This window comes from Clostridium malenominatum (genome assembly GCF_039521365.1).
GTDB classification, from domain to species: Bacteria; Bacillota; Clostridia; order Clostridiales; family Clostridiaceae; genus Clostridium_AW; species Clostridium_AW malenominatum.
Window position 1 is genome coordinate 379,111 of the sequence record NZ_BAAACF010000003.1, and the last position, 12,279, is coordinate 391,389.

Annotated in this window: 10 protein-coding genes; 1 reads left to right on the top strand and 9 read right to left on the bottom strand. The window is 30.2% G+C overall.

The features are described 5' to 3' along the window. Positions 1–18: 18 nt before the first annotated feature. Both ABDZ69_RS13690 and ypeB read right to left on the bottom strand, forming a co-directional pair. On the bottom strand, positions 19–1,050 hold the full coding sequence (locus tag ABDZ69_RS13690; RefSeq protein WP_343770463.1) for a D-alanine--D-alanine ligase family protein: 1,032 nt from the start codon (positions 1,048–1,050) through the stop codon (positions 19–21). A gap of 143 nt (positions 1,051–1,193) precedes the next feature. After that, entirely contained in the window at positions 1,194–2,561 is a 1,368-nt protein-coding gene (gene ypeB / locus ABDZ69_RS13695; protein ID WP_343770464.1) for a germination protein YpeB, read from the bottom strand. 230 nt (positions 2,562–2,791) lie between these two features. Between ypeB and ABDZ69_RS13700 the strand changes: the two genes are divergently transcribed. Further along, positions 2,792–3,937, top strand: a complete 1,146-nt coding sequence (locus tag ABDZ69_RS13700; protein WP_343770465.1) for an MGDG synthase family glycosyltransferase — start codon at positions 2,792–2,794, stop codon at positions 3,935–3,937. 32 nt (positions 3,938–3,969) lie between these two features. Here ABDZ69_RS13700 and spoIIR read toward each other — a convergent pair whose 3' ends face one another. The 7 genes from spoIIR to cphA all read right to left on the bottom strand — a co-directional run bounded on the left by spoIIR (position 3,970) and on the right by cphA (position 12,276). After that, positions 3,970–4,569: a stage II sporulation protein R gene (gene spoIIR, locus ABDZ69_RS13705; RefSeq protein ID WP_343770467.1), complete on the bottom strand. Its 600-nt coding sequence runs from the start codon at positions 4,567–4,569 to the stop codon at positions 3,970–3,972. A 69-nt stretch (positions 4,570–4,638) separates the two neighbouring features. Continuing rightward, entirely contained in the window at positions 4,639–5,823 is a 1,185-nt protein-coding gene (locus ABDZ69_RS13710; RefSeq protein ID WP_343770469.1) for a Ger(x)C family spore germination protein, read from the bottom strand. Beyond that, on the bottom strand, positions 5,820–6,908 hold the full coding sequence (locus tag ABDZ69_RS13715; protein WP_343770471.1) for a GerAB/ArcD/ProY family transporter: 1,089 nt from the start codon (positions 6,906–6,908) through the stop codon (positions 5,820–5,822). Before ABDZ69_RS13715 ends, ABDZ69_RS13710 begins: the two co-directional genes overlap by 4 nt. Before the next feature lie 17 nt (positions 6,909–6,925). Further along, on the bottom strand, positions 6,926–8,383 hold the full coding sequence (locus tag ABDZ69_RS13720) for a spore germination protein (protein WP_343770473.1): 1,458 nt from the start codon (positions 8,381–8,383) through the stop codon (positions 6,926–6,928). A 24-nt stretch (positions 8,384–8,407) separates the two neighbouring features. Then, entirely contained in the window at positions 8,408–8,602 is a 195-nt protein-coding gene (locus ABDZ69_RS13725; protein WP_343770475.1) for a CLC_0170 family protein, read from the bottom strand. 142 nt (positions 8,603–8,744) lie between these two features. Beyond that, entirely contained in the window at positions 8,745–9,587 is an 843-nt protein-coding gene (gene ispE, locus ABDZ69_RS13730) for a 4-(cytidine 5'-diphospho)-2-C-methyl-D-erythritol kinase (RefSeq protein WP_343770477.1), read from the bottom strand. A gap of 76 nt (positions 9,588–9,663) precedes the next feature. Beyond that, on the bottom strand, positions 9,664–12,276 hold the full coding sequence (cphA, locus tag ABDZ69_RS13735) for a cyanophycin synthetase (protein ID WP_343770479.1): 2,613 nt from the start codon (positions 12,274–12,276) through the stop codon (positions 9,664–9,666). Positions 12,277–12,279: the final 3 nt, after the last annotated feature.

A 12,279-nucleotide genomic window follows, 5' to 3' on the forward strand; every position in this document is an offset into this window, starting at 1 on the left:
TTTCTCTCCCTTTATTTTTTAGTATGTTTCTCTTTCTATTCCTAAAGATATTAATTCATCTATAAGTTCAGAATAACTCTTACCTGATGCATTCCATAGCTTTGGATACATGCTTATTTGAGTAAATCCCGGTATAGTGTTTACTTCATTAAAGTAAAACTCTCCTGTATCCTTATCCATTAAAAAGTCTACCCTGGATAGTCCTTCACAATCAAGAAGAGTATAAATTTTTAATGCTAAGTCCTTAACTTCCTCTAGTTGCTTATCATTTAGATCTGCTGGGATTAATAATCTAGAGTTTTCATTATTATATTTAGCTTCAAAGTCATAAAACTCTTTAGCTGGTACAATTTCCCCTGGAACTGCAGCCTTTGGTTCTCTATTTCCAAGTACCGCAACTTCAACTTCTCTTGCATTTATAGCCTTTTCCACCAAAATTCTTTTATCGTGCTTAAAGGCTTCCAATAATCCATCTTCCAACTCTTTTCTATTGTGAGCCTTTGTAATTCCCACAGAAGAACCACTATTAGCTGGTTTAATAAATACATCATAACCTAGCTTTTTTTCTATTTCATTAATGATACATTGCTTATTGTCGTCATATCCATATTTATTTACTACTACATAATCCGCTTGCTTAATCTGAAATCTTTCAAGAAGATATTTTGTATAAACCTTATCCATACATAATGCTGATGATAAAACTCCTGGTCCTACGAAGGGTAATTTTAATAACTTACACAATCCCTGCATTGTTCCATCTTCACCATACATTCCATGCATTACAGGAAAAACCGCTTGGACTTCTTTATTAAATAACAAGTTTTGTCCATTAGGAATTTTATTTTCCACGTCCTTTTCCCATTCACCTGTCTTTATATTATTAATGTTTCCTTTGTAGTGAAACCATTGTCCTTCTCTTGTAATCCCTATAGGGAAAACTTCATACTTATCATAGTCAATATTATTTAACACTGAAGTGGCTGAAACTATTGAAACCTCATGTTCAGTAGATTGTCCACCAAAGATAATTGCTACTTTTTTCTTCATTTTTACCGCTCCTTATTTAATAAATTTGTTATTAATATTGTATCTATTGATAGTGAACTTTACAACTACTTAAATAATATTAATAACATCAATGGCCAGAATTTTAATGAATTCCAGCCATTAAAATACCATAAATCATAATATTACATTGTTAATTGACCATTTGGAGTGTTTATTATTTGTATTATTCTTTGTTCATATCCAGTATTAGCATTTATGTACACTATAAAATCCTCTTCATTATAGGTTCCTGCAAATTCGTAACAGAGTACCTCTTTATTTGTTTCCGTAGGAACTAAAGCCAATCTGGCAGAATTAATATTTAATTTTTTTCCTACTCTTTTCTTTGCAGCTTCTTCTGATATTTTAGGTTCTCCTAGCTTTCTATTTTTTATATGGGATACTAAAAACTTTTCGGATTCTATCCCCGTTATACTTCCATCATCTAAAGCTACCTTTAATTTAATTTGATCTGGATACATTACTATATCATTTTCTTTATATATATAACTTATTATACTAGTACTACCATAGTTTAGCGCATACATAGGTATCATATTTTCATATCCTATATTCTTTAAGTATTTTTCTCCTATTTCTATAGCTTTTTCTCTAGATATTTTACCTTCTGACAGATTTTTATTGTCTAATAGGTAAATTACCTTTCCACCATGCTTACTAATTTCACAAATAACCTTACTATTGTCTCCTCTACCTTTTATAGTAGCTTCATAAGAGTAAGACGGTATTTTAGTATTCCCTTCTCTATTAATAAGTTTTATGTTCCCTACTCTATCTTCTCCTAGAATTTTTCTTGCTATCTTTTCTCCTTCTTCTGAGGATATTTCTTTTTCTTCATTTATTCTAGGTTTGATTTCCACTATATTATCCGAAAAAGGTCCATCGTATATTAATGCGGGATATTGAGCTACCTGCTTTTGAATACCCTTAAATTTTTCTGTTAATAATTCAGGATTATCCCTAGCTAATACACCACTTACTCTTTTCCTTATTTCTCCCCATTTAACTCTTCCTTGATTTATTTCATCTGCCACAGCACTCAGACTATCTTCTAATTGAAAAGAACGGTTTTTAAGCTCCTCTATATTTTTATAATCCTTTTCTTCTAAAGACTTTCCTTCTGAAGCAGCTCTTCCTAAACTATAACAAAAGTCTCCTACTTGAGATAAAAATTTACTAGAATTTTCTACAGTTTCGTGAGCAATAGGCAGCGAATTAAGTTTATCATCGGCTATACTAGCGTGTCTAAATATTTCTTCAAACACTATTATACTTTGTTCTCTAGATCCAACAATAGCAGCTTTGCTTAAATTTACCCTTATATTTTGAACCGAACTAATTAACTCATACATATTTTTACTGTATTCTGCTTGTAAATAGTTTCTATAATCCGTTCTTTCTAAAGTCATAAGGATAGCAAAGGTTGAGGAAAATACTACTATTAAACTTACAACAATAGTATATATAATTCTTTTTTTGCTCATCTTCATTTATAATCCCTCCAATACTATTCTTTGGTTATTATCTGTTATATTTTGACTATTTATTCATAATTAAATAAAATGCTGTTATTAGAAAAATATAATGTGGGCATAATATTTAATAAATTCTTAAGCTTATACAACTTATATTATTAAGAAAAATAGTGTAAAATGTTTATATAATGAGTTTTCCTAGAGAAATTATACAATTTTATTTTATGAAAGGGGAAACGATTTCCATGAAAGTTATAATTTTTTCAGTATCTGCCGGGGCCGGCCATGCCAAAGCTGCCGAAGCAGTTAAAAACCATATTGAATTTAATAATCCTAATTCAGAAGTGATAATAATTGATACTTTAAAATATATTAATCCTATTATTGATAAGGTAGTTATTGGTGGTTATTTAAAATCATTGAAAATAAGTCCTGCTATCTTCGGAAAACTATATGATTATACAGAAACAGACTATGGATTAGCTTTAATCAGTGCAAAGCTTAATGAAATTATGACCTTTAAGCTTATACCTTTAATCCATGATTTTGATCCCGATATTATGATAGCTACCCATCCATTTCCAACAGAAATGCTATCTATATTAAAGACTAAGCATAAAACAGAAGTACCTATTGTATCAATACTTACAGACTATGCTCCTCATAGCTTTTGGATTCATCCAAGTATAGATGCCTATGTAGTTTCTACCGCCGATATGATAGAAGATATCTGTGTGAAAGGTATTCCTAAAGACAGTATTTATGACTTAGGCATACCCACTAATAGGGATTTCCTCATTAAATATAATAAAAGAGACACTTTGGGTGAAATGGGATTATCGCCCCATGTGAAAACCTTATTAATTATGGGTGGAAGTCTAGGTCTTGGAAAAATAGAAGAGGTTTACGAAGACCTTCTTAAAGTAAATAATGAACTACAAATAATTGTGGTTACGGGAAATAATAAAAAACTTTATAACGATTTAATTAAGTATCATAATATTAAAATAGGAAATAAGAAAACACATATTATAGGTTTTACAAATAAAGTAAATAAATACATGCAAGCTTCTGACCTATTATTGACAAAGCCCGGTGGGCTTACTATTACAGAAGCTTTAATATGTAATTTACCTATGGCTCTTTTCTCTCCTATTCCTGGTCAAGAAGAGAAAAATGCTGAATTTTTACTAAAGAACAACTTAGCTGTTTATTTAAAAGAAAATCAAATAACTTCTATTATAGAAGATTTATTAAGAGAAGAAAAATATCTTGAGGAAATGAAAAAAAATACTATAAAATTCTCAAAACCATATGCTGGGCAAAATCTTTATATCCTTTTAGATGAACTGGTTAAAAAAAATGAATTCAAAGAATTGTCCATAATGTAGCAAGCCACCCTCATTCTAGAGAGTGGCTTTTCCTATTTCTTTATTATCTTTTTAATTATTTCTAAGCCTTTAAACTTTATTTCGATCTCATTATTTTCCTCATCATTTAAAAACTGATTCATTACATCATTAGTTTTTTCAATATCTACTTCCCCTTTTGTGATATCAATAAAGCATAATGGTGGAAACATAACACACCACCAATTTTGTCCCTTCCCCTCACCAATAATTATTTTGTAAGCTTCATATTTCCCTTGAGGTAACGTAACACTGCCATAGGTTTTAATTGGGAAATTATCTTGTACCAATTTGACTTCTACATTATAATTATATCCATTTTTTGTGATAACCTCTTGCGATAACCTCTTTATATTTTCGCTGTTCTCTCTTAGTATATTTCGTGATTCATATATATTTTTGCTTAATTTTAATTTAGGATATATGTATTCTAAAACCTCATCTCTCACCTTTAGCTTCAGATTTTGATCTTCTGAAAAATCACTGTTTGCAATTACATGAAATCTTATAACCTTGCTATATATATCCCCTTTAGCACTTGTCCACAAATCTTTACCAAAAAACAAACCTAAACTTAAAAAAAATATAGTAATAATAACAATAAGCTTTTTCATAAATATCCCCCTAACTTCTATGAACTTATTAGATATTATTACCATTTTTTTATATGTTATACATTTATTTTACTTTGAAACTCCTATTCTTCTTATATGACATTTTATATCAACTTTCACTACAGAATTTACAAAAGCCTCTTCCCAGTTATCTTTAATTTTATTCCAAACCTTCGGGTGATATCTTTGTACATAGTTACTAAGCCCAAATACATCTACTCCATATTTCCCTTGAATCATTTTTACCGTAGTTTCCATTTCTTCCTTTAAAGCCTTATTAAAATTATTTTCTATTTCTTCTAAAACATTTTCAGAATATATTTCTTCTTTAAGATAATAACCTTTTATCTCTCCTTCTAAATTTATATCTATATTGAAAATTAATTTATTATCCTCTCCTGTAACTTTAATTTTTCTTTCCATGCCATCTATTTCAAAATCTATAGGGTGACCGTCTTTATATATTACCTTTTTTCCTCCCTTTAATTTACCTCTTACCATCTTCACATTTGAAGTTTCTGTAGGAGATAATGTTCCTTTAAATTCATAATTTTTAATTATACCAGAGCCTAGTAATTGTAAACCCTTATTACCCTCTTCTTTACTTAATAAAGGCATTATTGCATTGCCAGTTTCACTAAGATTTTGAAGAAATTCATTCAGATCTAGAGGAATTATACTACTGTTTCTATCACTATTTTCTACTAAACCACTTATATAACCTTGAATGTTTTTTTCAGTTAAGGTTTTATTTTTTATATAGTCTTCAACTTTCCCTTCTGCTATTACAACTAATGTATTTCTATTTACTGCTGGCTGCCTTTGCAAATAATCTAGCACTTCTTTAGCCACATCTGGATAGGCAAAGAGACCTGTGCCAAACAATATTAATTTGGAGTGACCAAAGCTAATTTCCCTACTACTCCTAGAAGTGGCTTTACTAAAAGCATCTTCCATGGAATAGGCATCTACATTTATACTTTTATCCTCCGCAACCCCACCCTTTTCTGGACTCAACTGACTTATATCAGGAAAAGCATAAGTAATATTTAATACCTTCATGTTATTATCTGTAAACGGCTCATCAGGTTTTAGTTTTTTTAAATCCTTTACCTTACTTATCTCTTCTCCTGCGTCAATCCCGAGAGTTAATACAAAACTTCTTCTATCTATTTCTACCTTATCCCAACAACCTGATAATAAACAAATTACTAATAATATTGGAATTAGTTTTTTTATATTTTTTATATTCATACTTTGCCTCCTCCTTTAGCAGAAGATATTAAAAAGGCAATTATTATTATTACGACATTCGCAATAAAAAATATAGGGGTAACCGTTCTTGAAAGAGTATATATTTCTGAGACGTTGTTAGGATATAGAGCTATTAGATAAATAAAAGGAATTAAAATAGTTGAGGATAGTTTTACATCTCTAAAATCCATAACCTTTCTTATCATATCCGATGCAAAATAATAGTGATTTGTGAAGGTGGTAAAATAAAATAATATCCAAATACTCATCATTATACCTTCCCATCTCTCTACGAAAGATCCGGGTATATCTATAGACTTTACCATAGTTACAGTTGGCCATAATAAAATTTTTGTTTGCTCTACACCAAAAACTCCTATAGCTAATATAAAGGTTATTATGTAAAAACCTATTACAAAGATTATTCCTTTAATAGTTATCTTTAGAATGTTATCCTTTTTTCTTACAAAAGGTAATACTAGCAATAATATTTCGAATCCCACATACCTGTTCATACCTACAGTAATACCTTTAAAATAGTTTTCAATTGGCTCATTAAATATAGGCAGCAAGTTACCAAAGTCAACCTTATATATAGCAAATATAAATATGAAAAACACAGGAATAAACATAATCCAAAAACTTATTTCATTTAATTTGATTAAGTTTTCTATCTCCCCTCTTACAATATAAGTACCCACTAATATTGTTACAACAAATATAAATTCTGTTGGAGTTTTTTCTAGTAAATATGCCTTAACTTCTTCTGTAAAAATTCTTAGCCCTAGAGCTACAAAATAAATAGAATATAGGGCAAAAAATATAGATATTATTCTTCCAAATATTTTCCCAAAACTATTTACAAATATCTCATAGATATGCTTATAACCATTATTCTTTATCATACTACTTAAGGCATATACAAATAAAATAGCAATAATCCCACTAATAATTACAGCTACCCAGCCTTCTGTCCCTAAAACTCTGGCTAGCTCACTAGGGTACGAGAAGACATTTACTCCTAGTATAGTTACTACTAAGGTAGAAAATAAACCATAGCTAGATATAAAACTTTTGTCATTCATTTTACTCACCTCTCTTTTTATTCCTGTCTTACTCTATCTTTTGTATCCATATATTCTGGTCTTTCTTTCATAAATTTTAAGGGAAATCTTATTATCATATCTTTAAAATCACCTTTTTTAGGATTGGAAAATGGCGCTAAATAAGATACTCCAAAACTCTTAAGTCTAATAAGATGTGCCAGCACTATTAATAAACAAAGCATTATACCATAAAGCCCCATTATGGATGAACAAATTATCAGTATAAATCTTATTATCCTAAAAGCTGACGTTACTTGATAACTTGGAGTAGTAAAACTTGTTATTGTAGTAATGGATACTATTATTATCATTATTGGACTTACTATTCCTGCGCTTACTGCCGCCTGCCCTATAATTAATCCACCTACTATACCTATAGTTGATCCTATAGGCTTAGGTAATCTGACTACTGATTCAGTAAGGAGAGCCATGCTTATTTCCATAATTATAGCTTCTATAAAAGCCGGAAATGGGACTCCTTCTCTAGAAGCAGCAATAAAATATGCTAGTTTAGTTGGAATGATAGCTGGATGAAAGGAAGTAACAGCTACATACAAACTAGGTAGTACTATTGATAAGATTATGGAAATAAATCTTATTAATCTAAATACAGAACCATACATCCATCTTTGATAGTAATCATCTGGACTTTGAAATAGATTCGGTAACGTAGTAGGAACTATTATGACAAAAGGGGAGTTATCTACTAGAATAGCAACTCTACCTTCATAAAGAGCTGCAGCTACCACATCCGGTCTTTCAGTACTTTGCGTTTGAGGAAATAATGACCACTTATCGTCTTCTATTAACTGTTCTACATATCCACTATCTAAAATTGCATCTATGTTAATGTGATCTATTCTTTTTAATACTTCATTCACTATGCTATCTTGGGCTATATCTTCTATGTACATTAAAACCACATCACTTTTGGATCTTTTTCCTACAACCTTAGGTATCACCTTTAATCTAGTATCTCTTATTCTTCTTCTAACTAAAGCTGTATTAAATCTAACGGTTTCTGTAAATCCATCTCTACTTCCTCTCACCACCGTTTCACCAGAAGGTTCTGACACTCCTCTTGCTGGCCAGAAACGAGATGCAATAACGTAACAAATATCTAGTCCATTAATTAAAAAAAGCGTATCCCCGGATAGTACAGCGTCTATTGCCTCACTTAACTTTTCTACCTCTCTTAAGTCTGATACTGTTAGCAACTTATCTTTGATATCTTCAATATCTAACTCTCTCTTATGTAGCATTAAACTTTCTAGTACAAAGTTATTTAAAAGAGTTCTATCTCCCATACCGTCTACGTAAACAAGCAAACCCTTTGTTTTATCTATATAAAATTCTCTGAAAACAATGTCGGAAGTTCCTTTAAAAAGCTCTTTTAAATATTTTAAGTTTTCATCTACCTTATCTGATACCATATCTCTTACTATTTCCTTCATTTCTTCACCCCTATTCTTATGATTTTAATAGGAAAACTGAGCTACTATATATAAAATCAAAGTTATGGAAAATAACATAATTCCTATAGTTTTTATTTGCCTAGAAGTCTTGAACTTATTAGCTTTTTTAAAACTTTTGCTATCAATAAAAACAGCTACAAAAGCTTGAAAGGTCACAAGCATTAACAAATACTTATCAAAAAGCTCTATTATATCCATAAAATTATCCCCCTAACTTTTTATAATCTTATTTATTTTTTACATATAATTATTAATTATTCATTGTAGGTATGTGAAATAAAAATAAAAAAGAAGAGAGCGGAGCTTTTTACACTCTTTTCTCTTCTTTTAAGTATATGAGTTAAATAGTTTTAGTAATATACACTTGGCTATATTTGTTCTTCATATAATCATAGCAAGCTTTAGCAAGTTCATCTTCTTTAAAAAATCCAAATATAGTTGGTCCACTCCCACTCATTAGTACGCCTATGCTTCCAAGGTTTTTCATTTCTTCTTTTATATTAATCAAAACGGGATATTTCTCCAAAGTAACTCTTTCCAATACATTCACCATACTATTACACAATGACTCTAATTCATTATTATTTATATACTCTACTATTTGCTTTGTTTCAGGTCTTTCTTTTAAAACCTTCTTATCAACTTCTTCATAAACTTCTTTTGTAGAAACTCCAAAGTTTGGTTTCACTAAAACTAATCTATGATTAGAAAAATTATTTAAGGGAGTTATTATTTCTCCTATGCCTTCGCATAGGGCTGTTCCTCCGTATATAAAGAATGGAACATCCGCTCCAAGTTTTTCCCCTAGAACTGCTAAATCTTCATTAGAAACTTCAGGCTTGAATAAATCCCTCATCATTTTTAATACTGCAGCTCCATCGCTACTTCCTCCCCCTAAGCCAGCCTCAGAAGGAACATTTTTTTCTATGTGTATTTCTATTCCCTTATTTATTTTATACTTTTCCATAAAAATCTCTGCAGCCTTATAAGCTAAATTTCTTCTGTCTGTAGGAATCCTCTTATCGCTACAATAGACTTTTATACCACTTTCCTTTTCTTTTATTTCTATCTCATCATATAAATCTATGCACTGCATTATCATACTTAACAAATGATATCCATTTTCCTTTACCCCTAAAACGTCTAGTGATAAATTTACTTTAGCATATGCCTTACATTTCATGGTTAAAATCCTCCTCTAAAAAAGCTATACAATATTATTGTATAGCTTTTTTTATTAATAGCAAAGGAAAAGTTAACTATGCTAGCGCTTCTCCAGATTTATTAAGTTCTTTCATTTCCTCTTTAACTATCTTAAGTAAAGGTTCGTAGTTTTCAAAGAATATTATAATCAGATCTCCTTTTTTAGATTCTTTTATAGCTTTCTTTAAAGCTTCTATTTCATCTAATGTAATGTTTATATTTTTCTCTTCAAATCCACTATTTAATACTCCTTTAGTAAGTAAGGAAGCCACTTCCCCTTCTTTTCTATTTCTTTTGTCTATATCCTCTTTTATATAAATTTGATCAAAATTTTCTCCTGAAATATTACCTAGCCTAATTATATCTTCATTTTTTCTATCTCCAGGAACTCCTATAATACCTATTAATCTCTTATAATCAAGTTTCTTTACCCCTTCCATAACAGCCTTATAGCCTTCCACATTGTGTGCGTAATCTATTACAACAGTAATATCTTTTAATTTATACAAATTAAATCTTCCTGGATTATGAATTTCATCAAGATAAAAGTTTTGCATTCCTTTTCTTATTATTGCATAATCTATTCCAAGGCTTATTAAAGCCGCACAAGCTGCCATGGCATTTTCTATATTGTATGTAAGTCTTCCCTCTAGAGTAATTTTTATATCCTTAACTTTTATTATAGGAAATACATTTCCATCCTTTTCAACATATATAAAATCATTATGCAAATATATACCATATCCTCCCTGTTCCATATGTTTTGTTAAAGCCTTATTACTTTTATCCTTAGAATATAAAATAATATTACTCTTTATCCTATCTAATAAAGTTAAGCTCACATCATTATCTGCATTTATTATAGAGTATCCTTCATCCTTTACAGCTTCCACTATCAAAGATTTAACGAAGGCTAATTCTTCTATGGTTTCTATACCATCTATACCTAGATGGTCAGAGGTTATATTAGTTATTATTCCTACATCAGCTAAATCATAAGCAAGCCCCTTTTTAATAATTCCTCCCCTTGCAGTCTCTAATACTGCAACCTCTACTTCTTTATTGGTTAATACCGTCATTGCACTATTGTAACCCGTAGTGTCACCAGTCTCTATACAGTGATTTCCAATATATATACCACCTGTTGTAGTAAGTCCAGTTTTATATCCACCTAAAGATAATACATATGATATTAATCTTGCCGTAGTGGTCTTTCCATTAGTTCCTGTTACAGATATTATAGGTATTTGCTTTTGAGTATCTTTAAATAACATATCTACTATAGCACCACCAACATTTCTACTTTTTCCTTCATAAGGATGTTCATGCATTCTAATACCTGGGGCAGCATTTACTTCTATTATTGCCCCATCTATAGGTTTGGATATATCTGTACAGCAAATATCTATTCCACATACATCTAACCCTATTGTTCTTGCAACTCTTTTACAAATCTCAATGTTTTCTTTACATATTACATCTGTAAAATCAATTGCAATTCCTCCAGTAGATAAATTGGCATTTTCTCTTAAAACTACCTTTTCGCCTTTTTTCGGTATAGAATTTAATGAATAGCAATTCTTTGAAATATAATTAATTAATTCTTCATTTATTTTTAACTTGGTTAAAGGTTTTTCATGACCTTCTCCTCTTCTACTGTCTTTATTTAGTTCATTTATCAGCTGAAGAATACTACTACTTCCATCTCCTATAATGTATGGTGGAACTCTTTGAGATACAGCCACTACTTCATAATCTACTACACAAACTCTGAAATCTTTTCCTTTAATATACTCTTCCATTATTACATCTTTATAATTTTTTAGTATAGTATTATAGGCTTGGATTAATTCTTTCTCATTTCTTAAATTTACGCAAACTCCTTTACCTTGGTTGCCAAATCTAGGTTTTAGCACCAGGGGATAGCCTATTCTTTCAGCTTCTATCAATAATTGAACAGGATTCAAAATTTCTACCCCTTCTGCTACAGGTAAACACTGATTATATAGCAATTCTTTTGTAAGCAATTTATCACAAGCTATGTCAATACCTATTCCACTTGTATTTCCACTGATAGTGGCTTCAATCATTTTAGACGTACTTCCATATCCTAACTGAAGTATACTTCCATCACCCATCCTTAAAAAGGGTATATTCTTTTTTCTAGCTTCCCTTACTATTGCTAGTGTACTCGGTCCCATTTGCTCTCTCTTTAGTGTGTCTTTAAGCTTATTTATACACTCATCTATATTTATTTCTTTTCCGCTGATCAATGAATTTATTATCATTACAGCTGTTTTACCTGTTTCTATAGAGGTTCTTTTATATTCTCCTTCATATATTATGTAATACAAATCATCCTTAATTTCTCGAGCTTTTCCATAAGCACCTTTTAATCCTATCATATTTTGCAAACCGATACATATATGCTCACAAATGTGTGCTAAATAGGTCCCTTCAATTAATCTTTTAACAAAACCCATTTCTTCTTCGATTCCACATTCATGTTGCTTTAAGATAGGCAATAATTGGACCAACTTATCATTAAATCCTTTAATATCCTTACTAGGTATATCCTTAAAACCTTCTAAATCTACTTCCATCTTTACACAAGGCCTATGACAATATATATTTCTTCCACTGTAATACTTATATCTTAAAATCTTCATTTT

Bases quoted from the DNA above. Each gene is read 5' to 3' on its own strand.
- ispE (WP_343770477.1), bottom strand. From the start codon at position 9,587: ATGAAATGTAAGGCATATGCTAAAGTAAATTTATCACTAGACGTTTTA.
- ABDZ69_RS13700 (WP_343770465.1), top strand. From the start codon at position 2,792: ATGAAAGTTATAATTTTTTCAGTATCTGCCGGGGCCGGCCATGCCAAA.
- cphA (WP_343770479.1), bottom strand. From the start codon at position 12,276: ATGAAGATTTTAAGATATAAGTATTACAGTGGAAGAAATATATATTGT.
- ypeB (WP_343770464.1), bottom strand. From the start codon at position 2,561: ATGAAGATGAGCAAAAAAAGAATTATATATACTATTGTTGTAAGTTTA.
- spoIIR (WP_343770467.1), bottom strand. From the start codon at position 4,569: ATGAAAAAGCTTATTGTTATTATTACTATATTTTTTTTAAGTTTAGGT.
- ABDZ69_RS13715 (WP_343770471.1), bottom strand. From the start codon at position 6,908: ATGAATGACAAAAGTTTTATATCTAGCTATGGTTTATTTTCTACCTTA.
- ABDZ69_RS13690 (WP_343770463.1), bottom strand. From the start codon at position 1,050: ATGAAGAAAAAAGTAGCAATTATCTTTGGTGGACAATCTACTGAACAT.
- ABDZ69_RS13720 (WP_343770473.1), bottom strand. From the start codon at position 8,383: ATGAAGGAAATAGTAAGAGATATGGTATCAGATAAGGTAGATGAAAAC.
- ABDZ69_RS13725 (WP_343770475.1), bottom strand. From the start codon at position 8,602: ATGGATATAATAGAGCTTTTTGATAAGTATTTGTTAATGCTTGTGACC.
- ABDZ69_RS13710 (WP_343770469.1), bottom strand. From the start codon at position 5,823: ATGAATATAAAAAATATAAAAAAACTAATTCCAATATTATTAGTAATT.